General features: G+C 75.1%; 25 protein-coding genes, 1 tRNA gene and 1 pseudogene. 19 read left to right on the top strand and 8 right to left on the bottom strand.

Annotated elements, in window-relative coordinates; all coding sequences use genetic code 11:
• The first annotated feature begins 94 nt into the window (after positions 1 to 94).
• The gene (locus HC251_RS15345; RefSeq protein ID WP_219941469.1) at positions 95 to 1045 is read left to right on the top strand and encodes a PLP-dependent cysteine synthase family protein; all 951 of its coding nucleotides are present in this window, start codon (positions 95 to 97) and stop codon (positions 1043 to 1045) included.
• Positions 1046 to 1073: 28 nt separating this feature from the next.
• Here HC251_RS15345 and HC251_RS15340 read toward each other — a convergent pair.
• Positions 1074 to 1474 (bottom strand): annotated as a pseudogene (locus HC251_RS15340) (DUF1992 domain-containing protein).
• Positions 1475 to 1533: 59 nt separating this feature from the next.
• Between HC251_RS15340 and HC251_RS15335 the strand changes: the two are divergent.
• From HC251_RS15335 to HC251_RS15300, 8 genes are all read left to right on the top strand, one after another.
• Entirely contained in the window at positions 1534 to 2148 is a 615-nt protein-coding gene (locus HC251_RS15335; RefSeq protein WP_219941467.1) for an alpha/beta hydrolase, read from the top strand.
• A gap of 208 nt (positions 2149 to 2356) precedes the next feature.
• On the top strand, positions 2357 to 3001 hold the full coding sequence (locus HC251_RS15330; protein WP_219941466.1) for a DUF4214 domain-containing protein: 645 nt from the start codon (positions 2357 to 2359) through the stop codon (positions 2999 to 3001).
• Positions 3002 to 3038: 37 nt separating this feature from the next.
• The gene (locus HC251_RS15325; RefSeq protein ID WP_219941465.1) at positions 3039 to 3725 is read left to right on the top strand and encodes an SGNH/GDSL hydrolase family protein; all 687 of its coding nucleotides are present in this window, start codon (positions 3039 to 3041) and stop codon (positions 3723 to 3725) included.
• 39 nt (positions 3726 to 3764) lie between these two features.
• Positions 3765 to 4589 (top strand): glutamate racemase, encoded by an 825-nt coding sequence (gene murI, locus HC251_RS15320; RefSeq protein ID WP_219941464.1) that lies wholly within the window; start codon positions 3765 to 3767, stop codon positions 4587 to 4589.
• 79 nt (positions 4590 to 4668) lie between these two features.
• Positions 4669 to 5397 carry a ribonuclease PH gene (gene rph / locus HC251_RS15315; protein WP_219941463.1) on the top strand — a complete coding sequence of 243 codons (729 nt, stop codon included), beginning with the start codon at positions 4669 to 4671 and terminating at the stop codon, positions 5395 to 5397.
• A complete protein-coding gene (gene rdgB / locus HC251_RS15310; protein ID WP_219941462.1) occupies positions 5394 to 5996 on the top strand; it encodes an RdgB/HAM1 family non-canonical purine NTP pyrophosphatase in 603 nt (200 codons plus the stop codon). Before rph ends, rdgB begins: the two co-directional genes overlap by 4 nt.
• 15 nt (positions 5997 to 6011) lie before the next feature.
• Complete coding sequence (locus HC251_RS15305) at positions 6012 to 6926, top strand: hypothetical protein (RefSeq protein WP_219941461.1); 915 nt, start codon at positions 6012 to 6014, stop codon at positions 6924 to 6926.
• Between the two features lie 96 nt (positions 6927 to 7022).
• A complete protein-coding gene (locus HC251_RS15300; protein ID WP_219941460.1) occupies positions 7023 to 7853 on the top strand; it encodes a class I SAM-dependent methyltransferase in 831 nt (276 codons plus the stop codon).
• Here HC251_RS15300 and HC251_RS15295 read toward each other — a convergent pair.
• From HC251_RS15295 to HC251_RS15280, 5 genes are all read right to left on the bottom strand, one after another.
• Positions 7834 to 8412: an AAA family ATPase gene (locus tag HC251_RS15295; protein WP_219941459.1), complete on the bottom strand. Its 579-nt coding sequence runs from the start codon at positions 8410 to 8412 to the stop codon at positions 7834 to 7836. The two genes, HC251_RS15300 and HC251_RS15295, sit on opposite strands and share 20 nt — an antisense overlap.
• A 14-nt stretch (positions 8413 to 8426) precedes the next feature.
• Complete coding sequence (locus HC251_RS25675; RefSeq protein WP_255566437.1) at positions 8427 to 8549, bottom strand: hypothetical protein; 123 nt, start codon at positions 8547 to 8549, stop codon at positions 8427 to 8429.
• A gap of 272 nt (positions 8550 to 8821) precedes the next feature.
• Positions 8822 to 9844, bottom strand: a complete 1023-nt coding sequence (locus HC251_RS15290; protein WP_255566436.1) for an alanine racemase — start codon at positions 9842 to 9844, stop codon at positions 8822 to 8824.
• 9 nt (positions 9845 to 9853) lie between these two features.
• Entirely contained in the window at positions 9854 to 10720 is an 867-nt protein-coding gene (locus HC251_RS15285; protein ID WP_219941458.1) for an Fpg/Nei family DNA glycosylase, read from the bottom strand.
• Between the two features lie 19 nt (positions 10721 to 10739).
• Positions 10740 to 10813, bottom strand: a tRNA-Leu gene (locus HC251_RS15280).
• 738 nt (positions 10814 to 11551) lie between these two features.
• Between HC251_RS15280 and HC251_RS15275 the strand changes: the two genes are divergently transcribed.
• The gene (locus tag HC251_RS15275; RefSeq protein WP_219941457.1) at positions 11552 to 12151 is read left to right on the top strand and encodes an ATP-dependent Clp protease proteolytic subunit; all 600 of its coding nucleotides are present in this window, start codon (positions 11552 to 11554) and stop codon (positions 12149 to 12151) included.
• Positions 12152 to 12188: 37 nt separating this feature from the next.
• On the opposite strand, the gene HC251_RS15270 is transcribed toward HC251_RS15275, so the two are convergent.
• Both HC251_RS15270 and rpe read right to left on the bottom strand, forming a co-directional pair.
• Positions 12189 to 12674, bottom strand: coding sequence for a hypothetical protein (locus HC251_RS15270; protein ID WP_219941456.1), 486 nt, complete (start codon positions 12672 to 12674; stop codon positions 12189 to 12191).
• On the bottom strand, positions 12671 to 13357 hold the full coding sequence (gene rpe / locus HC251_RS15265) for a ribulose-phosphate 3-epimerase (RefSeq protein WP_255566435.1): 687 nt from the start codon (positions 13355 to 13357) through the stop codon (positions 12671 to 12673). Before rpe ends, HC251_RS15270 begins: the two co-directional genes overlap by 4 nt.
• 48 nt (positions 13358 to 13405) lie before the next feature.
• Here rpe and HC251_RS15260 point away from each other — a divergent pair, with 48 nt between their 5' ends.
• The 9 genes from HC251_RS15260 (at position 13406) to HC251_RS15220 (ending at position 22216) form a co-directional block, all read left to right on the top strand.
• Positions 13406 to 14590: a winged helix DNA-binding domain-containing protein gene (locus HC251_RS15260; RefSeq protein ID WP_219941455.1), complete on the top strand. Its 1185-nt coding sequence runs from the start codon at positions 13406 to 13408 to the stop codon at positions 14588 to 14590.
• 29 nt (positions 14591 to 14619) lie between these two features.
• Complete coding sequence (locus tag HC251_RS15255; RefSeq protein ID WP_219941454.1) at positions 14620 to 15810, top strand: class I SAM-dependent RNA methyltransferase; 1191 nt, start codon at positions 14620 to 14622, stop codon at positions 15808 to 15810.
• The gene (locus HC251_RS15250; protein WP_219941453.1) at positions 15807 to 16058 is read left to right on the top strand and encodes a DUF5522 domain-containing protein; all 252 of its coding nucleotides are present in this window, start codon (positions 15807 to 15809) and stop codon (positions 16056 to 16058) included. Before HC251_RS15255 ends, HC251_RS15250 begins: the two co-directional genes overlap by 4 nt.
• A gap of 95 nt (positions 16059 to 16153) precedes the next feature.
• Complete coding sequence (gene larB, locus HC251_RS15245) at positions 16154 to 16921, top strand: nickel pincer cofactor biosynthesis protein LarB (protein WP_219941452.1); 768 nt, start codon at positions 16154 to 16156, stop codon at positions 16919 to 16921.
• The gene (larC, locus tag HC251_RS15240; RefSeq protein ID WP_219941451.1) at positions 16914 to 18104 is read left to right on the top strand and encodes a nickel pincer cofactor biosynthesis protein LarC; all 1191 of its coding nucleotides are present in this window, start codon (positions 16914 to 16916) and stop codon (positions 18102 to 18104) included. The genes larB and larC overlap by 8 nt, the downstream gene beginning before the upstream one ends.
• Complete coding sequence (larE, locus tag HC251_RS15235; RefSeq protein ID WP_219941450.1) at positions 18101 to 18925, top strand: ATP-dependent sacrificial sulfur transferase LarE; 825 nt, start codon at positions 18101 to 18103, stop codon at positions 18923 to 18925. Before larC ends, larE begins: the two co-directional genes overlap by 4 nt.
• A gap of 74 nt (positions 18926 to 18999) precedes the next feature.
• Positions 19000 to 20190, top strand: coding sequence for a PP2C family protein-serine/threonine phosphatase (locus tag HC251_RS15230; protein WP_219941449.1), 1191 nt, complete (start codon positions 19000 to 19002; stop codon positions 20188 to 20190).
• A gap of 65 nt (positions 20191 to 20255) precedes the next feature.
• Positions 20256 to 21773, top strand: coding sequence for an ATP-binding protein (locus HC251_RS15225; protein ID WP_219941448.1), 1518 nt, complete (start codon positions 20256 to 20258; stop codon positions 21771 to 21773).
• Positions 21770 to 22216, top strand: a complete 447-nt coding sequence (locus HC251_RS15220; protein ID WP_219941447.1) for a response regulator — start codon at positions 21770 to 21772, stop codon at positions 22214 to 22216. The genes HC251_RS15225 and HC251_RS15220 overlap by 4 nt, the downstream gene beginning before the upstream one ends.
• Positions 22217 to 22282: the final 66 nt, after the last annotated feature.

Raw genomic sequence — 22282 nt, 5'->3', positions numbered from 1 at the left:
GCGGGAAGGAATCGGGGGTCATCCCCGGTTAGGATTCCTGAGTGGTCCACTCGGGTTTCCGGGTGGGCGTCCCGCGATCCACCCCGGAGCCCCCGTGGCCGTCTTCTCCTCGATCACCGAGCTCATCGGCAACACGCCCATCGTCGACGTCTCGCAGCTGAGCCCGAACCCGCGCGTCCGGATCCTCGCCAAGCTCGAGGGGGGCAACCCGGCCGGCTCCGTCAAGGACCGCATCGCCCGGCAGATGATCGACGAGGCCGAGGCCGACGGCACCCTGAAGCCCGGCAGCATCCTCATCGAGCCCTCGTCGGGCAACACCGGCATCGCCCTGGCGATGATCTGCCGGACACGGGGCTACACCCTCAAGATCGTCCTGCCCGAGAACGTCTCCATCGAGCGCCGCCAGCTCCTCGAGGTCTTCGGGGCCGAGGTGATCCTGTCGCCCGGGGCCGAGGGCTCCAACGGCGCCGTGCGCCGGGCCCAGGCCCTCTCCGAGGAGCACCCCGAGTGGGTGTTCCTCTACCAGTACGGCAACGAGGGCAACCCTCGCGCCCACTTCGAGACCACCGGTCCCGAGATCCTGCGCGACGTCCCCGAGCTGACCCACTTCGTGGCCGGTCTGGGCACGAGCGGCACCCTCATGGGCGTGGGCCGCTACCTGCGCGAGACCAAGCCGGAGGTGAAGATCTACGCGGTCGAGCCCCCGGCCGGCGAGCTGGTCGAGGGGCTCCGCAACCTCGACGACGGCTACATCCCGCCCGTGTTCGAGAAGTGGGGCGGCCTCGACCTCCTCGACGGCAAGCGCATCGTCCGGCCCCGGGAGTCCCTCGAGTGGACGCGCCGCCTGGTCGCCGAGGCGGGGATCTTCGCCGGCATCTCCTCCGGCGCCGCCCTGGCCGGGGCGGTCAAGGTCGCCGAGAAGATCGACGAGGGCACCATCGTGTTCATCGTCTGCGACGGCGGGTGGAAGTACCTCTCGACCGGTGCCTACACCGACGACCTCGACGCCGCCGAGGCCAAGGCCGAGTCGATCATCTACTTCTAGGGTGCGGGGCGGTCGGCCCGGACGCCGGTCAGGCGGTCGGGTGGCGACGGCGCCAGGCGGTCACCACGTCGTCGACGTCGTAGGGGACGAGGTTCAGCGGCGGGCCCTCGAGCCGACGCCGTTGGCCGCCCTGATCTGGTCGTTGACGGCGCCGATGATCGACCGGCACCCGGCCTCGGTCGCCGCCTCCAGGGCGTCGGCGAGGGCCTGCTCGGCCTCCTTCCTCAGCACCAGCGACGGCGGGGTGTAGCTCAGGCCCTCCTCGGCCAGCTTCCGCCGCACCCACCAAAGCTCGTCGGTCTCGTCGAGCCCGCGCAGGGGCTTGCCGGTGCCGGGGAGGTCGTCGAAGTCGCCCCGCTCGCGGGCCTCGCGGATCTGGCGGTCGACGAACGTCTCGAAGGCCTCCCCGAAGGGCTTCCGCTCGGTCACGGGACGAGTCTGCCGTGAGCGGCCGAGGGCCGCAGCCGGGTCGCCGCTACCGTTCCCCGGTGGTCCCCCGGCGCATCGCCCCCGTCCTGGCCCTCGCCCTGGTGGCGGTGACCCTGGCCTCGTCCTCGGCCCCGCCGGCCGCCGGCGCCGGCCGGCGCTACCTCGACCGGGTGTTCCCCGAGGTCACCGTCACCAGGGACATCACCTACGGCGCCGCACCGGACGAGACCGGGACGACCCAGACCCTCGAGCTGGACCTCTACGAGCCGGCGGGCGACACGGCCATGGCGCGGCCCCTCATCGTCCTGGCCCACGGGGGCAGCTGGGTGATGGGGAGCAAGCAGAGCATGGCCGTGCTGGCGACGGCCTACGCCCGACGGGGGTTCGTCGCCGCCTCCGTCGAGTACCGGATGGACGAGGCCGCCGTGGCCATCGGCTACCCGCCGCCGCCCACCGAGGTGGACCGGGTCGTGGCGGCCAAGCACGACGTGCAGGCGGCCGTGCGGTGGTTGCGGGCCCACGCCGCGTCCCACCGGGTCGACCCGGACGCCATCGCCGTGGGCGGCATCTCCGCCGGCGCCGTGACCGCGGTCTCGTGGCCACGACGCCCGACGATCCCGGTGCCAGCGGGACACCGGGATCCTCGTCGCGGGTGTGCACCGCCATCGCCGTGATGGGCGCCGGCGACCCTGCGCTGGTCGACCCCGGCGACGCCGGCGACCTCTTCATCCACGGCGACCGGGACGAGGTCGTCTCCTACGAGCGGGCGCGGGCCACCAAGGCGGCCATGGACGCCGCCGGCCCGGCGGCGGAGCTGGTGACCGTCCCCGACGCGGGCCACTCCCTCTTCGACCCGAACCTGGTCGAGCAGCGGGCCTCGGAGTGGATGGTGGAAACGTCGTCGAGCGCACCGACGGCTGCCTCGAGACCAGCGTCGTCGCCGACCGCGCCTTCGTCGCCGCCGCCCACGCGGACCTCCTGGGCCGCCCACCGACGGGGGACGAGAGCACCCGGGAGGTCGCACGGCTCCCGCGGGGCGGGACCCGGGCGCAGCTGCTCGCCCGGCTGACCACCAGCGACGAGTGGCTCGGCGCCATCGTGACGGACCTCTACGCCGACACCCTGGGGCGGGAGCCCGACGCCGAGGGGCTGGCGTTCTGGGTGGGGGCGCTGCGGTCGGGGCTCCACCGGCGTTCGGGCGGCACCGACGAGGCGTGGGTGGGGGAGCTGTACGCGCTGGTCCTGGGGCGGGCGGCGACGGGTGGGGATGTGGCGTTCTGGGTGGGCCAGACGGTGGCGCGGGGTCGGTCGTGGGTGGCGGCGCGCATCCACGGCTCGCTCGAGTCGCGCCAGGATCGGGTGGCCGGCCTCTACCAGCACCTGCTGGGGCGGGCCCCGGAGGCGGAGGGCCTCGCCTTCTGGGCCGGGCGGGTCGCCCGTGACGGTGATCTGGCCCTGGCCCGGAGCCTGGCCCGGTCGGGCGAGTACGCGGCCCGGGCCGTCGCCCGCTTCCCTGACGCGGGGTGACACCGGCAGGTCGCACGTTCCTGGTAGCAACGGAGGGGTGCGGCCGCGGACCCTCGCCCTCCTGGCCCTGGCGGCGTCCGTCGTGGCCCTCGTCGTGGTCGTGCTCGTCGTCCAGCCCTTCGACGACGAGGAGCGCCCCGACCCCGACGACCTCCCGCCGGTGTCGGCCGCCGACGGCGTGAGCGCCGGCGTCGCCCCGGCGCAGGCCGACGTCGTCGTCCTCGGCGACTCGGTGACGCTCCAGTCGGCGCAGGAGATCGTGGCGGCCCTGGGCGGGAGGGCGGTCTCGGTGATCGGGCTCAGCGGCTACCGCATCGACGAGCTCCTGCCCACCGTCGAGGACGCCCTGGGCGGCGAGGACCGGCCCGCCGTCGCGGTGGTGATGGCCGGGTACAACGACGTCTGGCAGGGCGTCGAGGAGGACGCCCCCGTCGACGAGGTGGTCGACCTGATGGCCGGCGTCGACTGCGCCGTGTGGGTCCTGATCCCGACCGAGGGGGCCTGGGACCGCGAGCGGGGGGAGGCCTTCGACGCCCGGGTCCGGGAGACGGCCGGGGCGGCCGGCGTCCACGTGGCGACCGCCTGGCGCGACGCCGTCGACGCCGGCGCGGGCGACACCCCGGCCGCCGAGCTCGTGGCCCCGGACCTCGTGCACCCCACCGTGGCCGGGCGCCAGCGCATCGCCGAGGTGATGGCCGCCGCCGTCGAGCGCTCCTGCGGCTGACACCGGGTCGCCAGGGGCTGCTCCCGTAGCCTGACCGCCGTGGCCGGGTGTGCGGGTGACGAGCGACCGATCGCCCTGTTCGACAGCGGGTTCGGCGGGCTCACCGTCGCCCGGGCCGTCATCGACCTGCTCCCCGACGAGCACGTCGTCTACGTCGGCGACACCGGCCGCTACCCCTACGGCCCCCGCGACCAGGCCGAGGTGGCCGGCTTCGCCCACCAGATCACCCGGTTCCTGCTCGACGAGCACGACGCCAAGCTGGTGATCGTCGCCTGCAACACGGCCGCCGCGGCCGCCCTCGGGTCGCTCCAGGAGGCGACGCCCGTCCCCGTGGTCGGCGTGATCGACCCCGGCACCCGGGCGCTGGTGGCGGCCACCCGGTCGGGCCGGGTGGGGGTGATCGGGACGGTGGGGACGATCGGGTCGGGTGCGTACCAGCAGGCGGTGGCGGCCACCGGAGCCGAGGTCGAGCTCACGTGCGCGGCGTGCCCCGGCTTCGTCGAGTTCGTGGAGCGGGACGAGACCCGCAGCGACCAGGTCCACGTGCTGGCCGAGCGCCTGCTCGCCCCGGTCGTCGAGGCCGACGTCGACACCCTGCTGCTGGGCTGCACCCACTACCCCTTCCTCGCCCGGACCATCTCCGACGTCATGGGCCGTGACGTGGTCCTGGTGTCCTCGGCCGACGAGACCGCGTTCGAGGTCCGGGCCGGTCTCGAGGACCCCGGCGGCCCGACGGCACGGGCCGCGGGCGCGGGCCCCGCCCTCCACACCTTCCTCTCCTCGGGCGACGTCGACTGGTTCCGGCGGCTCGGGTCCCGGCTCCTCGGCCCCGAGGTCACCTCGGTCGAGGCCGTCCCCTGGTGAGCGGGGACGCCGACCGACCGTCTTGCCCCACCGCGACCGGTGCCCCAACCTGGCCCACCCGATCCACCCCTGGAGACCCATGCGCCCCGATGGCCGATCCCCCGACGAGCTCCGCCCCGCCTCCTTCGAGCGCGACTACACCGACGCCGCCCTCGGGTCGGTGCTGGTGCGGTTCGGCAAGACGACCGTGCTCTGCACCGCGTCGGTCGACGAGGACGTGCCCCGCTGGATGCGGGGTCGCGGCCGGGGGTGGGTCACGGCCGAGTACTCGATGCTGCCCGGGGCGTCGTCGGAGCGGATCCGCCGCGAGGTCAAGGACGGCAAGCCGTCGGGGCGGACCCAGGAGATCCAGCGCCTGATCGGCCGGTCCCTCCGCGCCGTGTGCGACATGCCCGCCCTCGGCGAGCGGGCGATCACCGTCGACTGCGACGTGCTCCAGGCCGACGGCGGCACCCGCACGGCGTCGATCTGCGGAGCGTGGGTCGCCCTGCACGACGCCTGCTCCCGCCTCGTCGCCGCCGGCAAGATCCCGGCCGTGCCCCTCACCGGGACCTGCACGGCCATCTCGGTCGGCATCGTCGGCGGCACCCCGCTCCTCGACCTGCCCTACGTGGAGGACGCCGGGGCCGAGGTCGACATGAACGTGGTCATGGCCGACGACAAGCTGATCGAGGTCCAGGGCACCGCCGAGGGCGCCCCGTTCGGGCGGGACGAGCTCGACGCCCTCCTCGACCTGGCCACCAAGGGGATCGCCGAGCTGGCCGACCTCCAGCGGGCCACGGTGGCCACCCCGCCCGCCCCCCGGTGAGCGAGCCGCTGCGGCTCGTCCTGGCCACCGCCAACCCGCACAAGACGACCGAGATCCGCGCCATCCTCGCCGCCGCCGGGGTGCCGGTCGAGCTGGTGGCCCGCCCCGACGACGTGCCCGACGTGGTCGAGGACGCCCCGGACCTGCTGGGCAACGCCCGGCTGAAGGCCGTCGCCCTGGCCGAGGCGACCGGGCTGCCCGCCCTGGCCGACGACACCGGGCTGGAGGTCGACGCCCTCGACGGTCGACCGGGCGTGCGCTCGGCCCGCTACGCCGGCGAGGACGGCGACGCCGCCGCCAACGTGGCCAAGCTGCTCGGCGAGCTGGCGGCCGTCGCCCCCGAGCGGCGGACGGCCCGGTTCCGCACGGTCGTCATGGTCCGCTGGCCCGACGGCCGCGAGGTCGTGGCCGAGGGCGTCGTCGACGGCGTGATCGTCGATGCCCCGCGGGGCGGTGGCGGGTTCGGCTACGACCCCGTCTTCGTGGCCGACGAGGGCGACGGCCGGACCTTCGCCGAGATGGACGCCGGGGCCAAGGACGCCATCAGCCACAGGGGTCGGGCGGTGCGGGCCCTCGCCGCCCGCCTCGCCTCGGGGTGACCTAGCCTCGCCGCCATGGGTGGTGCACCGGGCGGGGGAGCATGCGAGCCCGCGGGCCTCGTCGACCGGCTGCTGCGGTTCGAGGTCGACGACGATCCGAGCGTGCCCCTGGGGTTCCGGGCCCGGCTCGCTCGCGAGAACGGGTGGACGCCGGCGTTCGCCGCCCGGGTGTACGACGAGTACCGCCGGTTCCTCGTGCTCGCCGCCACCGGGCGGCACGCCGTGACCCCGTCGGACCAGGTCGACCAGGCCTGGCACCTCCACCTCGCCTACACCCGCTCCTACTGGGACCACCTGTGCGGTGAGGTCCTGGGTCGCCCGCTCCACCACGGCCCGACCGGGGGCACGGCCGCGGACGACACCCGCTACCGAGAGCAGTACGCCGCCACCCTCGACCGCTACCGGGAGGTCTTCGGCGAGGAGCCCCCGGCGGACGTCTGGCCGTCGGTCGACGAGCGGTTCCGGGACGCCCGGCGCTGGCGGCGGGTCGACACCCGCGCCCACGTCGTCGTGCGGCGCGCCCCCCTGATCGCCGGGACGGCGGCGGCCGCCCTGGTCGTGCCGCTGACGGCGGCCGCCGCCGACGGCGACGGGCCGTCGTGGGTCGTGGGCCTGGTCGTGAGCGTCGTGGTCCTGGGGACGCTCGCCCTCATCGCGTGGGCGGTGGTGCGCTCGGCGGCCGACCGGCGAGCAAGGGGCCCGGCCCGGCCCTCCCGGCGGAGGACCGGCTCCGGCGCCTGGGGCGGTGCGTGGTACGGCGACGGGGGCAGCGACCACGGCTCCGGCGGCTGGGGGGGTGACCACGACTCCGGCGGGTGGGGTGGGGATTCCGGGGGCTGCGGAGGCGGGGGCGGCGACTCCGGCGGCGGTGGCTGCGGTGGCGGAGGTTGCGGTGGTGGCGGCTGCGGCGGAGGAGGCTGCGGCAGCTGAGTCGCAGGTGCGCGGCGGCGTCGCGACCTGACGTCGGTGGGGGGCGGGGCCACCTCGATCGGTAGCGTCGCGGGCTCACGACTGCGACGAGGCACCATGAGCACCTACGAGGACTACGGCCGGACGTCGGCCGACTACGACGCGACGCGGGTGGCGGTGGGCATCGAGGTCGTGCTCGGCACGCTCCAGACGGCCGGCATCCCCCCGGCGTCGGCCCACGTGCTCGACGCCGGCTGCGGCACGGGCGCCTACGCCGCCGCCCTCGCCCCCCAGCTGGGGAAGATGACCCTGGTCGACGCGTCTGAGGCCATGTTGGCCCAGGCCGAGGCCAAGCTGGCCGGGCTCGAGGTCACCTGCCCCTACGAGGTCCACAAGGGCGAGCTCCAGGACCTGCCCTTCGCCGACGGCACCTTCGACGCCGTCGTCGTCAACCAGGTGCTGCACCACCTCGGCGACGAGGAGGGTGGGGCGTGGGCCGGCCACCGGGCCGTCCTGGGCGAGCTGGCGCGGGTGCTCCGCCCCGGCGGCGTGCTGATCGTCAACACCTGCTCGCAGACCCAGCTGCGGCGCGCCTACTGGTACTACGCCCTCGTGCCCGTGGCGGCCGAGGCCCTCCGGCGTCGCTACGCCGGCCTCGACGGGCTCGAGGCGGCGATGGACGTGGCCGGGCTGGTCCCGACCGGTCGCTTCGTGCCCAGCGCCGTCATCCAGGGCCCGTCGTACTTCGACGGCCGCTCGGTCCTCGACGCGACCTGGCGCAACGGCGACTCGACGTGGTCGCTGGCGAGCGACGGCGAGCTGCTGGCCGCCCTCGAGCGGGTGCAGGAGATGGACGAGGCCGGCACGCTCGACGCCTTCGTGGCCGAGCACGACCGCCTCCGGGCCGACATCGGCCAGGTCACCTTCGTCACCGCCCGGCGCATCTGAGGGCCACCAGCACCTGGTCGAGCCGCTCCTCGGGTGACCCGACCACCTCGATCCACGGCGTCGGCTGGGCGGTCAGGGTGGTGCGGAACCAGCCGTGCATCTCCAGGCGGACGTGCTCGCCGTCGCGCCACCCGTCCTGCTCGAACTCCACCCCGTCCGGGGAGGTCAGGATGTAGAGCTGCGGCGGGTTCTGCGCCGCCCGGCGCAGGAACCGGGTCGGCGTGCAGCCCAGGTAGCGTCGGTGCCACAGAGCCGTGGCGAGGGCGTCGGTGTCGCAGGCCAGCAGCTCGGGCCGGCCCGGGTGGGCGGCCACCGCCGCCTCCTCCAGGGCGTCCTGGCCATCGGCCACCTCGTCGAAGTCCTCCGTGGTCCACACCAGGTCGACGAAGGACCCGCCGTTCTCGGCTGCCTTCCGGGCGCAGACGTCGCGCAGGAACTCGTGGGTGCAGGGGATGCCGAGGTGCGCGGCCAGGGCCTGCGTCAGCGACGTCGTCCCCGTCGACTCGGCGCCGAGCAGGACGGCGCGCGGCACCCCGTGCCCCGGCGTCGGTCCGTCCACGGTTCGCTCCGCTGTCACGCGACCTCGGCGAGCAGGTGCGCCGGGGTCGTCGCGGTGTTGGGTTCGGCGTCGGTGAGCACGGTCCGGTCGATGGCGGCCCGGGTGTCGGGGTGGGGTCGCCGTGCGGTCACGCTCATCGAGCGACCTCCGTCGCCGTCCTCGGTTCTGTTCGCGCCAGGCGACACCCCTGGCCGGGTGCGGTGTCAGAACGGCGATGGCCGCCTCGAGCCTCGTTCTGGTCGCGCCAGGCGACATCGGTGTCCGGCAGCGGTGTCAGAACGGTGCCGAGGTCACGGACGGGACGGGCCACGCCCCCGGACGACCACCAGCCTGCCACCGGGCGGACGGTACCCCCCGGGTGGACGGGAGGTGACGGCCGGGTGGACGGCGGGTGGCGCCGAGCCGGCGGTCAGACCCGGCGGACGTCCCACCCCCGGAGGTCGACGTCCCAGGTGTCGACGACCTCCTCGCCGTGGAGGACGTGGAGGCGATCGTGGAGGGCGACGGTGGGGTCGACGTGGCCCGGCCGGAGCGTGATGCGGTCGCCCACGGCCGGGAGCTCGCCCCCGTCGGCGGGGGCGAAGGTGGTGTGCTCGTCGGAGCAGAACCACACCGTGGCCCCGTCGATGGTGGGCGGGCCGTGATCGGTGGCCAGCGCCTTGAGCCCGGCGTCGACGACGGCCCAGCCCTTGGCCCGGTTGACGGAGATGACCGTCGCCAGCAGGTCGAGGGCGGGACGGAACGGGCTGTCGAGGCGGGCGTAGTCGGCGTCCATCAGGGTGTAGGACCCGGCCTGGAGCTCGGTGACCCACGTGTTGGTGTCCCACGTGCCCGTGCCCCCGCCCGAGACCACGTCACCGCCGACGGCGGCGTGGGCGGCGAGCAGCCCGGCCATGGCCGCCTCGACGCGGGCCGCCTTGTCGTCGGTCTCCATCATCAGGTGGCCCTCGTAGCCCATGACGCCCCGGACCTCGAGGCCGACGGCGCGGGCCTCGTCGGCGAGCCGGCCGGCGTCGTCGACCGGGCACCCGCACCGGGGCAGGCCGACCTCGACGTCGATCAGCACCTCCTGGACCCCGGCCGAGGAGGCGGCGGCGATGGAGTCGACCGAGTCGACGGCGACGGTGATCCGCGACCCGAGCGACGACGCCACCATGGTGTGGAGGCGACGGACGTCGAGGACCTCGTTGGCCAGGAGCAGGTCGGCGCCCAGGCCGACGGCGGCCATGCCCACGACCTCGGCCGGGGTGGCGCAGCAGAAGGCGTCGTGCCCGGCGGTGTGGAGCTGGCGGGCCAGCGCCGTCGCCTTGAACGCCTTGACGTGCGGGCGCAGGGCCCGTCCCGGCCGATGGGCGGACATGGTGGCCACGTTGGCCTCGAACGTCGGGCCGTCGACCACCAGGCACGGGGTGGGCAGGTCGTGGATCCGCACGCCTGAGGTCTAGCCCGTGAGGTCCTCCCCGGCAGGCGGGGCGCCGGGAGGGGGGCCGACGGGGGGCTCGTGGTCCCGGCGGGGACGGCGGGGCTGGCAGCTGGGGCACCAGTCGATCCGCCGGGCGGCCAGCTCCGTCGTGCGGATGGGTGTCCCGCACACCCGGCAGGTGTCGCGGTGGTACACGTACACCCCGTCCTGACGCTCGACGTCGGCGCGCGGCGCGTCGAGCTCCTCGTCGCGGACGCTGACGATGTGGCCGACCTCGAGGCCGAGGTGCAGCTGGTGGACGATCTCGGCCCACAGCCGGTCCCGCTCGTGGGGCCGGAGCGTCTTGGCCGGTCGCCGCGGGTCGATGCCACCGGTGAAGAGGACCTCGGCCCGGTAGACGTTGCCGATGCCGGCCACCGCCGCCTGGTCGAGCAGCAGGGCACCGATCGGGGTCGCGCTGCGGGCCACCTTGGCGAGGAACCTCTCGGGGTCGGCGTCGTCGCGCAGCGGGTCGGGTCCGAGCCGCCCGACGATCCGCTCCTGCTCCTCGGGCGTGATGACCGTGCAGACCGTCGCCCCGGCCAGGTCCCAGGCGTGGGTTGGCCCGACGAGCCGGAGCCGGACGGCGCCGACCATCGGCTCGGGCGGCGTGGGCTGGCGCCGCCACTTCCCGTAGAGGCCGAGGTGCACGTGGACGACGGATCCGTCCTCCCAGTCCTGGAACAGGTGCTTGCCGTAGGCCTCGACGTCGACGAGCACCTGGCCGTCGAGGCGGGCGGCGGTGCCGGCGAAGCGGTCCTGGACGACGTCGGTCCGCAGGGCGTGACCGGCGAGGTCCCGCCGTTGGTCCCGCGCCTGGCCGTGGATCGTGTGTCCCTCGGGCATCGGGGAGCAGGATGCTCGGTGCCGGCGGAGGGAGTCGAACCCTCACTGTCCAGGGCCTAGACCTGGTCCCTCTGCCAGTTGGGGTACGCCGGCGGGCTTGCGATTGCGGCCGCACCACGTGTCGGTCGTGGCGTGGCAGTTCGGGCAGAGGATACGGAGGTTGACCAACCGGTTGTCGAGGTGGTCCCCGTTTATGTGATCGAGGTGGAGTGGCAGTGGCCGTCCGCGCCACTCAGCCAGGCCGCACCACTCGCAGCGGGCCTGCTTGAGGCCTTCGCGGATCAGGCGTATGCGGAGCGTCCTCCCTGTCGCCCCGGAGCCGTAGGTGAGGAGCTCTTGGGTGGAACGTCTTGGTGCGCACACTGCGGACTTGCCCCGGTTCCAGGCCTGGCCGGTGAAGTGGGAGACGTCGGCACCCACGCGATGGATGTGCATCTTGAGGAATCGGTGGATGCCGCCCGACTGTGCGTAACCAAGTCGACGTGCCACCTCGGCGTAGCTCGTGCTGGCCCGCACTGCGGCACGCAGAGCGTCGTCATCCCACGACCCACGACGGGGCCGGCCCCGGGGCGGGGGCAGGTGAGACACGTCCAGCCCGAGTGCTGCGCAATGCCGACGAAGGGCGGCGTAGGTCCCCCCGCCTGGGCGGATCCCGAGGTGCCGGCACACGGCAAGCCAGGATGACGCGGCCTGCACTGCCGAGGGCAGGTCTGCATCGGTCCACCGTCGAGCTGGAGGCATGCATGCATCATGTCCACGAACGTATGTTCGCAAACCTCCGACCGGAGCGGGCGCTGTTCGGTGGGAGGTGGCCGCTAGCCTCCGAGGCCTATGGCTCAGCCCCCGCTCGCTCCCATCACCGCCGCCGGCCCCGGGTTCGACCCGCAGGGCGAGGTGTACAACCGCCTGCTCCAGAACCGCATCGTCTTCCTCGGCTCCGAGGTCAACGACACGATCGCCAACCTGATCACCGCCCAGCTGCTCTACCTCGAGGGCGAGGACTCCGAGAAGGACATCTGGCTGTACATCAACAGCCCGGGCGGCTCGGTCACCGCCGGCATGGCGATCTACGACACCATGCAGCTCGTCGGACCCGAGGTCGGCACCATCTGCATGGGCCTGGCCGCCTCCATGGGCCAGTTCCTGCTGTGCGCCGGGGCCAAGGGCAAGCGCTTCGCCCTCCCGCACGCCCGGGTGATGATGCACCAGCCCTCCGGCGGCTTCCAGGGCCAGGCCAGCGACATCCAGATCCAGGCCGAGCAGATCCTCTACGTCAAGAAGGTCATGGCCCAGCGCATCGCCGAGCACACCGGCCAGCCGGTCGAGCAGATCGAGGCCGACTCCGAGCGCGACCGCTGGTTCACCGCTGCCGAGGCCCAGGAGTACGGGATCATCGACCAGGTCGTCAGCCGCCGCACGGAGATGATGTAGCGGGCGACGCCACGGAAGGTGCCTGGCACCTTCCGTGCTACCCCTCGGTGGTGGTGGTCGTGGCGCCGTCCTCGTCGTCGGTCGAGGCGGGACCCTCCCCGAGGTCGAGGTCGCACTCGGTGCGGGCGTAGGCGACGACGTCCTCGCTGGCCTGGGCCAGGCCCGGCAGCTCGTCGAGCTCGCCGGCGATGGCGGCCCGCGCCGCCGGCAGGTCGTCGGGGTTGTCCTGGACGGCCTCCAGGACGAGGGCCACGCCCTGGCGGATCCGGGCCACGTCGTCGCGGATGGCGCCGGGCGCGTCGCCCTCGAGCTCGCTGAACTGCTCGAGGGTCGCCTCCAGCCGCGCCTCGAGCCCGGCCGGGTCGCTGGGGTCGAGGTCGCCGAGGATCGTGCTCAGCTGCTCGGTGTCGCCCAGGCGCTCGCAGAAGGCCCCGCTGTCGCCGTCGTCCGAGCAGGCCGAGGCCACGACCAGGGCCAGGGCGACGGCCGCGGCGGCGGCGCGCCGCCGGGGGATGGGCCTCACGAGGCCCGGGCCGCCTCGGCCCGGGCCCGCAGGTCGGAGACGGCGTGCCCCAGCCCCTCGGGGTCGCGGTAGAGGGCGCTGCCGGCGATCAGGACGTTGGCGCCGGCGGTGACGGCGCCGGCGATGGTGCTGGGCCCGATGCCCCCATCGACCTCGACGTCGAGCGTCAGGCCCTGGGCGTCGGCCAGGGCCCGGACCTCGGCGACCTTGGGCTCCATGGTGGCGATGTAGTCCTGGCCCCCGAACCCGGGGTTCACGGTCATCACCAGCACCATGTCGACCAGGTCCAGCACGTGCTGCACGGCGGCGACGGGCGTCGCCGGGTTGAGGGCCACCGCCGGGCTGGCGCCCAGCTCGCGCACCCGGGCGAGGGTGCGGTGGAGGTGGGGCGCGGTCTCGGCGTGGACGATGAGGATCTCGCACCCGGCGTCGACGTAGCGGCCGGCCAGCTCGTCGGGGTCGAGCACCATCAGGTGGGCCTCGAACGGGATGTCGACGTGCTTGCGGCAGCTGGCGATGACGTCGGGCCCGAAGGTCAGGTTGGGGACGAAGCGACCGTCCATCACGTCCCACTGGATGCGGTCGACGCCGGCCTCGGCCAGGGCGACGCACTCCTCCCCGAGCCGGCTGAAGTCGGCCGGGAGCACCGACGGGACGATGGAGATGGGGCGGGGCTCGGTCACCTCGCCATGGTAGGCGGGAGCCCCCGGAGCGCCCCGTAGCCTCCGGTGGTGGCCGGCCCCCGCACGATCGACGATGCCGAGCGCCGGGCGCGCCTCGGTCGGCGCCACGCCCTGGCCGAGCCGGTCCTCTCCCCCGAGCACGCCTGCGCGGCGGTCGTCGCCCTCCACTCGAGCGACCCGATCAGCGTCCACCTGTCGACGTGGGCCCGGACCGAGGCCGCACCGTCCGAGCTCGAACGGGCCCTCTACACCGACCGCACCCTGGTCCGCCTGCACGGCATGCGCCGCACGCTCTGGGTCGTGCCCGTGGCCCTCGAGCCCGCGGTGCGGGTCGGCGCCGGCCGGCCGCTCGTCGCTCCCGACCGGGCCCGCCTCGTGAAGGCTCTGGCCGCCGCGGGCGAGGTCGCCGATCCCGAGCGGTGGCTCGACGAGCTCGGCGACGCCGTGGTGGCCGCGGTCGAGGAGGCCGGCGAGGCGACGGCCGTCGAGCTGGGCCGGGCGGTCCCGGGCCTGGCGACGAAGGTCGTCTACGGGCAGGGCACCAAGTGGCCGACGGAGGTCAGCGTCGCCTCCCGCCTGCTGGTCATCCTGGGGTTCGAGGGCCGCATCGTGCGGTCCCGCCCCCTGGGGACGTGGGTGTCGGGGCAGTACCGCTACGCGCCCGGCTCGGCTCTGGAGCGACCACCGGACCCCACCCCCGCAGCGGCGCGGGCCGAGGTCGTCGGCTCCTACGTGGCCCGCTTCGGGCCCGTGACCGAGGCCGACGTGCGCTGGTGGACGAGGTGGACGGCCGCCCAGGTGCGCACCGCCCTCGCCGCCGCCGGGGCCGCAGAGGTCGCCGTGGATGGTGGTCCGGCGTTCGTGGCCGGCGGCGACGACGCCGAGGTGCCGGCTCCGGACCCGTGGGTCGCCCTCCTCCCCGGGCTCGACCCCACGACCATGGGCTGGAAGGGGCGGGACTGGTACCTGGGCGAGCTCGGGCCCGTGCTCTTCGACCGCAACGGCAACGCCGGGCCCACGGTCTGGGCCGACGGGCGGGTGGTCGGCGGGTGGGCCCAGCGGCCGGACGGCGAGGTCGTCGTGGACCTCCGCACCGACGTCGGCGCCGACGCCCGGAGGGCGATCGACGGCGAGGCGGAGCGCCTGGCGGCCTGGTTCGGCGGCGTGGTCGCCACGCCGCGGTTCCGCACGCCGCTGGAGCGGGCCCTGGTCGCCGGGACGGAGCTCCCGTGACCGCGTCCCCGCCGTCGGCGGCTGTCGCCGTGGATGACGCCGTCGAGGTCGACGTGGTCCGCGTCGCCACCGGGGGCGAGGGCGTGGGCCGGGCACCCGACGGGCGGACGCTGTTCGTGGCCGGCGCCCTGCCGGGGGAGCGGGTGCGGGCCACCGTCCTCGAGGTCCGCAAGCGCCACGGGCGCGCCGAGCTCGTCGACGTGGTGCACGCCGCCCCGGGCCGACGGCCGCCGCCGTGCCCCCACGTCGCCGACGGCTGCGGCGGGTGCGACTGGCAGCACGCCACCGACGAGCTCCAGGCGGCGATGCGCCGCACCATCGTCACCGACGCGCTGGTGCGGATCGGGCGGATCGCCGAGCCCGTGGTGGAGGACGGCACCACCCTCCCGGCCGACGCCCGACGGACGACGATCCGGGCCGCCGTCGTCGACGGGCGGGCCGGCTACCGGCGGCGCCGCTCCCACGATGTCATCGCCCCCGGGATCTGCATGGTCGTGCACCCCCACCTGGAGGAGCTCCTGGTCGACGGCCGCTTCGGTGCCGCGACCGAGGTCCTGCTCCGCGTCGGCGCCCGCACCGGCGACCGGGTCGCGGTGGTGGCACCGACGGCCGCCGACGTCGACCTGCCGGGAGCGGTCGACGTGCTCGGCGACGACGACGTCGAGCGGGGCGAGCGGGGTGCCATCCACGAGGAGGCCGGCGGCCGCCGGTGGCGGGTGTCGGCCCGCTCCTTCTTCCAGCCCTCGCCCGAGGCGGCCGACGCCCTGGTCGAGGAGGTCCGGGACGCGGTGGGGGAGCGCAGCGCCGGCGGTCGGCTGGTCGACCTCGCGTCGGGCGTCGGCCTCTTCGCCGGGACCGTCGGTGGGGCCTTCGACGAGGTCGTGGCCGTCGAGTCGGCGCCCACCGCGGTGGCCGACGCCGAGGTCAACCTGGCCGACCGGCCGGTGCGGATCGTGCGCTCGACCATCGAGCGCTGGGCGCCCGAGCCCGCCGACGTGGTGGTGGCCGACCCACCCCGCGCCGGGCTGGGTCGGGTGGGCGTCGAGAGGGTGGTGGCCACCGGTGCGCGGGTCGTCGTCCTGGTCAGCTGTGACGCCGCCGCGCTCGGCCGCGACGCCGGGCTGCTGGTCGCCGCCGGCTTCCGCCTCGAGCGGAGCCGGGTGCTGGACCTGTTCCCGCAGACGGCCCACGTCGAGGTCGTCTCCCGGTTCGTCCGATGACCCCGTCACCCGGCGACGACGCGCCTCTGCGCGACGGGTGGAGGGACACCCCCGCCCCCAGCCGACTCCCCCTGGACCACCCGCTCCGGGCCGAGATCCTGGCCGCCCACGCCGCCGCCCTGGAGGCGGGCCACGGCATGTACGTCGACCCCGTCAGCGGGTACATGGCGATGACCGCCGACACCCTCGCCCTGCGGGGCTGGTGCTGCGGGACCGGCTGCCGCCACTGCCCCTGGGCCGAGGCCTGAGCCGCCCGGACCGGCAGCACCCCCGCAGCCTGCGCCCGCGGACCAGCACGACCCTGGCTGGGGGGCGCAGGAACGGGTGGTGCCAGGATGAGCGGATGGACGAGACCGCGCTGCGTGCCCTCGTCGCCGCCGTGGCGGCGGGCGAGGTCGGGCCCGACGAGGCCGTGTCGCGCCTCCGCCGCCTGCCCTTCGCCGACCTCGGCTTCGCCCGGGTCGACCACCACCGGCTGCTGCGGACCGGGCTGCCCGAGGCCGTGTACGCACCGGGGAAGACGGCCGCCCAGTGCGCCGCCCTGGTCGGCGAGCTGCTGGCCGGCGAGGGCGGTCCCGTCCTGCTGACCCGGGCCGACGCCGACCAGGCGGACGCCGCCCTCGCCGCCCACCCCGACGGCGTGGTCACCGGCGACCGCCACCGCCTCGTGACGTGGCGACCGGCGCCGCCCCGGCCGGCCCACGTCGTGGTGGTGAGCGCCGGCACCGCCGACCTGCCCGTCGCCGACGAGTGCGCCGCCACCCTCGCCGCCCTCGGCCTGCCCGCGGCCCGCCTCACCGACGTAGGGGTGGCCGGCGTGCACCGCCTCCTGGCCGACGTCGACCAGCTGGCGGACGCCGACGCCGTCGTCGTGGTGGCCGGGATGGAGGGGGCCCTGGCGTCGGTCGTCGGCGGCCTCACCGGCGCCCCCGTCGTGGCCGTGCCGACCAGCGTGGGCTACGGCGCCTCGCTCGAGGGCGTCACCGCCCTGCTGGCCATGCTCTCGTCGTGCGCCGCCGGGATCACCGTCGTCGGCATCGACAACGGCTACGGCGCCGCCTGCGCCGTCAGCCGCCTCCTCGCCCCGGCGGGGGTCGCCGCCCGTGCCTGACCGGCGCCTGGCCTGGTTCCACTGCTTCTCCGGCGTCGCCGGCGACATGGCCCTCGGCGCCCTCGTCGATGCCGGCGCCGACCTGGCGGCCGTCGAGGACGTCGTCCGGGCGGTGGACGTCGACGGGTGGGAGATCGAGGCCGAGCCGGTCCTCCGCTCGGGCGTCGCCGCCACCAAGGTCCACGTGCGGGGGGTGGAGGGCGAGCACCACCACCGCACCTGGCGCACCGTCCGGGCCCTGCTCGACGAGGCCGACCTCCCGGACCGGGTCCACCAGCGGGCCACCGCCACCTTCGCCCTCCTGGCCCGGGCCGAGGGGGCCCTGCACCGGACCGAGCCCGACGACGTCACCTTCCACGAGGTCGGGGCCATCGACGCCCTCGTCGACGTGGTCGGCACCTGCGCCGCCCTCGAGGTCCTGGGCGTCGACGAGGTCCGGTGCTCGCCGGTCGCCCTCGGTCGGGGACGGGTCTGGGCCGCCCACGGCCACCTCCCCAACCCGGCGCCGGCCGTCCTGCGGGTCCTGGCCGAGGTCGGCGCCCCGGTGCACGGCATCGACACCCCGGTGGAGCTCACCACCCCGACCGGGGCCGCCCTCATGGCCGCCCTGGCGTCGGGGTTCGGGCCGCTGCCCGACCTCTGCGTCGAGGCGTCCGGGTACGGCGCGGGGACCGCCGACCCCGACGGTGTCGTCAACGCCACCCAGGTGGTGCTGGGGACGGCGCCGGCGGGCGCGACGATCGGCGGCGACGGCGGCCAGCCGGTCGTGACCGTGGAGACGACCGTCGACGACGCCACCGGCGAGGTCCTGGGTGCCACCGTGCCCGCCCTCCTGGCGGCCGGCGCCCTCGACGCCTGGATCACCCCGGTCGTGGGGAAGAAGGGCCGCCCGGCGCACGTGGTGTCGGCCCTGGCCGATGCCGGCGCCGCCCCCGCCGTGGCCGAGGCCCTGCGCACCGCCACCGGCAGCCTCGGCGTGCGGGCCACGACCCACGCCCGCTGGCCGGCGGCGCGCGCCTTCGCCGCCGTCGAGGTCGACGGCCACCCCGTCCGGATCAAGGTGTCGCCCGTGCGGGCCAAGGCCGAGCACGACGACGTCGCCGCCGTCGCCGCCGCCACCGGTCGCTCCGTCCCCGAGGTCGCCGCCCGCGCCGAGGCGGCGTGGTGGGCGGCCCAGCCATGAGCGCCGACGAGGTGGACGCCGCCCTGGCCGCCCTGCGCGCCGACCTCCGGGCCCGGGGCTCGGTCGTGGTCGCCTTCAGCGGCGGCGCCGACTCCGCCTTCCTCGCCCGCGTCGCCCACGACGAGCTGGGCGCCGCCGCCCGGGCGATCACCGCGGTGTCGCCGTCGCTGGCGCCCGAGGAGCTCGACGACTGCCGCCGCCTGGCGGGGGAGTGGGGCCTCGCCTGGGAGCCGGTGGCGACCGTCGAGCTCGACGACCCTCGCTACCAGGCCAACGCCGGCGACCGCTGCCGCTGGTGCAAGGAGGCGCTGATGGACGTCCTCGGCCCCGTGGCCGACGCGTCCGGAGGTGCCACGGTCGTCCTCGGGGTGAACGTCGACGACCTGGGCGACCACCGGCCCGGACAGGAGGCGGCGTCGGCCCGGGGCGCGACGTTCCCCCTCGTCGACGCCGGCTTCACCAAGGCCATGGTGCGGGAGGCGTCGCGCCGGCTCGGCCTGCGGACGTGGGACAAGCCGGCGGCCGCGTGCCTCGCCTCCCGCGTCCCCTACGGCACCCCCGTCACCCTGTCGATCCTCGACCGCGTCGGCCGGGCCGAGGCCGCCCTCCACCGCCTCGGGTTCACCGAGGTGCGGGTCCGCCACTACGAGGGCACCGCCCGGGTCGAAGTCCCCCTCGACCGGCTCGCCGCCGTGGTCGCGGCGCGGGAGGCCGTCGTCACCGCCGTCCGGGGGGCCGGCTACGACCGCGTCACCCTCGACCTCGACGGCCTGCGCTCGGGCAACCTCAACGCCGACCTGCCGTCGACGACGCCGACCTGACGCCGGTCATCCCATCGGGTGAGGACGCTCCGACGGGTGGCGGCGGCGATGGCCGGCCGTGCCATCATCTGCCGATGACGCACGGGGCCTCCCTCGAGCTGACGTCGCCCGCCGTCTCGCTGCTGGCCACCGACGTGCTGCTGGTGGAAGACGACGACGGCGACGCACTGCTCGTCGAGGAGCTGGTGATCGACTCGGGCGAGGCCATCACGCTGAAGCGGGCGGCCACCCTCGCCGAGGCCGTCGGCTCGGCCCGCGGCGCCCAGTGCGCCCTCGTGGACCTCGGTCTGCCCGACGCCACCGGGCTCGAGGCGGTGACGGCGCTGCGGCGGGCCGCCCCCGACCTCGCCGTCGTCGTGCTCACGGGGCTCAACGACCGCCAGCGGGGCATCGAGGCCCTCGCCGCCGGCGCCCAGGACTACCTCGTCAAGGGGGAGGTCGACGGCGACTCGCTCTCCCGGGCCATCCGGTACGCGGTCGAGCGGCGCCGGGCCGAGGCCGACGCCCGACGGCTCCTGCTCGCCGAGCAGCGCCAGGCCGAGAACGACCGCCTGGCCCGTGGCCTCCTCCCGACGCTGCACCTCGACGAGAGCGACGTCGCCATCGCCACCCGGTACGTCCCGGGCGGTCGCGATGCCCTGGTGGGAGGCGACTTCTACGACGCCGTCGGGTGCCCCGACGGCTCGGTGCGCGTCGTGATCGGCGACGTGTGCGGCCACGGTCCCGACGAGGCCGCCATCGGCGTCGCCCTGCGCATCGCCTGGCGGTCGCTGGTGGTGTCGGGGGCCGAACCGGCCGACGTCCTCTCCGGCGTCGACGACATCCTCCGCATGGAGCGGAGGGAGATCACGACCTTCGCCACCGTCTGCGACCTGACCTTCCGCCCCGGCGGCACCTCGGTGCGGATCCGGCTCCACGGCCACCCGCCCCCGCTCCTCCTCAGCAGCGGGGTGGCGACGTGGGTGTCCGACGCCCGCCCGGCGATGCCGCTCGGGGTGTTCGAGCACCAGGTCGCGCCTCCCTTCGACCTCGACCTGCCCGGCGACTGGCAGCTCCTCGTCGTGACCGACGGGCTCTACGAGGGCCACGCCGACGGCGGAGAGCGGCTCGGCATGGAAGCCCTGGCCCAGATGGTGACCGAGCTGGAGTCGCACGCGGCCGGCCCCCAGGACCTCCTCGACCGCCTGTTCCGCCAGGTCATCGCCAGCAACGGCGGCCACCTCGACGACGACGCCGCCGTGCTGTGGTGCGGGCCCCGGGAGTGACCCCGCCGCCCGCACCCGACCCCAGCCCGACGCCGCCCCGGGCGCACGCCAGCCTCCGATGGCGCGTGCGGGCCCTCTTCCTCGTCTCGATCGTCGTCGCCGTGCTCTCAGTGGTCCTCGGCGCCGCCGGGTTCTCGGCCCTGCTGGACGCCCGCGAGCGGGTGATCGACCGGATCGACCCCGCCATCGTCGGGTCCGAGCGCCTGCTGGCGGCCATGTCCGACAAGGAGTCCGGCGTCCGGGCCTACGTGATCGGGCGCGACGAGGCCTTCCTCGCGCCCTACGAGCGGGGTCACGCCCGCCGCCAGGCGATCCAGATCCAGCTGGCCAAGAGCCTGGAGGGGGTGGACGCCCTCGCCGACGAGGTGCGGCTGCTCGACGAGACGGCCGACCGGTGGCGCGCGGAGTACGCCGAGCCGACGATCGCCATGGTCGCGGCGGGCGACCCCGAGCCGGCCGAGCCGGCGTCGCTGGAGGAGGGCCGGCGGCTCTTCGACGAGTTCCGGGTCGCCCTCGCCGACCTGCAAGACGAGCTCCAGACGCGAAAGGCCGACGCCGGCCGGGAGCTGGACCGGATCACGTCGCTGGTCGTCCTCATCCTGGGCCTCTCGGCCGTGGCCCTGGTCGCCGCCGTCGGCGCCCTGTGGTGGCTCGTGCGTCGCCAGGTGGAGGTCCCCCTGGAGTCCCTGCGGGCCGACGCCCGGGTCGTGGCCGAGGGCGCCTTCGACCACGAGGTCACGCCGGTGGGGCTGGCCGAGCTCCAGGAGCTCGCCGCAGCCATGGAGATGATGCGCGAGCGGATCGTGGCCGACCTCGGCGCGGTCGAGATGGCGCACCTCACCCTCCAGCAGCAGGCCGAGGAGCTCGACCAGGCCAACGCCGACCTCAGCCGCTCGAACGCCGAGCTCGAGCAGTTCGCCTACGTCGCCTCGCACGACCTCCAGGAGCCCCTCCGCAAGGTGGCGTCGTTCTGCCAGCTCCTCCAGAAGCGCTACGGCGGCCAGCTCGACGAGCGGGGCGAGCAGTACATCGAGTTCGCCGTGGACGGTGCCAAGCGCATGCAGGTCCTCATCAACGACCTGCTCTCGTTCTCCCGGGTGGGGCGGATGGTCGGCGAGGCCGTCGAGGTGCCGCTCGACGACGCCCTCGACCAGGCCCGCTCCAACCTGGCCGCCGCCATCGAGGAGTCCGGTGCCACCATCGAGGCCGACCCGCTGCCCACGGTGCGGGGCGAGCCCGCCCTGCTGGTCGCCCTGTTCCAGAACCTGGTCGCCAACGCCGTGAAGTTCCACCGCGAGGACGTGGTTCCCCGCGTGCGGATCACGGCGGTCGAGATCCCCGACGGCCACGAGATCGTCGTCGAGGACAACGGCATCGGCATCGAGGACGAGTACGCCGAGCGCATCTTCATCATCTTCCAGCGGCTGCACGCCAAGGACCGGTACGAGGGGACGGGCATCGGCCTGGCCATGTGCCGCAAGATCGTCGAGCACCACGGTGGCACCATCCAGGTCGACGCCCACGACGGCGACGGCGCCCGCTTCCGCATCACCCTCCCCACCATCGAACGGAGCCCCCTGTGAGCCTCACCCCCGACGCCCGCCCCATCGACATCCTCCTGGTGGAGGACGACCCGGGCGACGTCCTCATCACCTCCGAGGCGCTCGAGCACAGCAAGGTCACGAACACCCTCGCCACCGTCGAGGACGGCGAGCAGGCCCTGGCCTACCTCCGCAAGGAGGGGAAGTACGCCGACGCCACCCGGCCCGACCTGATCCTGCTGGACCTCAACCTGCCCCGGCGCGACGGTCGCGAGGTCCTGGCCGAGATCAAGGCCGACCCGGAGCTGCGCCGCATCCCCGTCGTGGTGCTGACGACCTCGTCGGCCGAGGAGGACATCCTCCGCAGCTACGACCTGCACGCCAACGCCTACGTCTCCAAGCCTGTCGACTTCGAGCGGTTCGTCGACGTCGTCCGCCAGGTCGACGAGTTCTTCTTCACCGTGGTGCGCCTGCCCGACCGCTGACCCTCCGCCCACGCCGTACACGTCCTCCGACCCCGCCCGCCGCCCTGACAGGGTCGGCTCCGCCGA

Source organism: Iamia sp. SCSIO 61187, assembly GCF_019443745.1.
Taxonomy (GTDB): domain Bacteria; phylum Actinomycetota; class Acidimicrobiia; order Acidimicrobiales; family Iamiaceae; genus Iamia.
Note: the sequence above shows the minus strand (reverse complement) of the source record. Positions and strands in the feature narration are given on the sequence as shown.

Bases quoted from the DNA above. Each gene is read 5' to 3' on its own strand.
- HC251_RS25675 (WP_255566437.1), bottom strand. From the start codon at position 8,549: ATGAGCGTGACCGCACGGCGACCCCACCCCGACACCCGGGCCGCCATC.
- HC251_RS15230 (WP_219941449.1), top strand. From the start codon at position 19,000: ATGACGCACGGGGCCTCCCTCGAGCTGACGTCGCCCGCCGTCTCGCTG.
- larE (WP_219941450.1), top strand. From the start codon at position 18,101: ATGAGCGCCGACGAGGTGGACGCCGCCCTGGCCGCCCTGCGCGCCGAC.
- HC251_RS15275 (WP_219941457.1), top strand. From the start codon at position 11,552: ATGGCTCAGCCCCCGCTCGCTCCCATCACCGCCGCCGGCCCCGGGTTC.
- HC251_RS15305 (WP_219941461.1), top strand. From the start codon at position 6,012: ATGGGTGGTGCACCGGGCGGGGGAGCATGCGAGCCCGCGGGCCTCGTC.
- larB (WP_219941452.1), top strand. From the start codon at position 16,154: ATGGACGAGACCGCGCTGCGTGCCCTCGTCGCCGCCGTGGCGGCGGGC.
- HC251_RS15300 (WP_219941460.1), top strand. From the start codon at position 7,023: ATGAGCACCTACGAGGACTACGGCCGGACGTCGGCCGACTACGACGCG.
- rph (WP_219941463.1), top strand. From the start codon at position 4,669: ATGCGCCCCGATGGCCGATCCCCCGACGAGCTCCGCCCCGCCTCCTTC.
- HC251_RS15285 (WP_219941458.1), bottom strand. From the start codon at position 10,720: ATGCCCGAGGGACACACGATCCACGGCCAGGCGCGGGACCAACGGCGG.
- HC251_RS15250 (WP_219941453.1), top strand. From the start codon at position 15,807: ATGACCCCGTCACCCGGCGACGACGCGCCTCTGCGCGACGGGTGGAGG.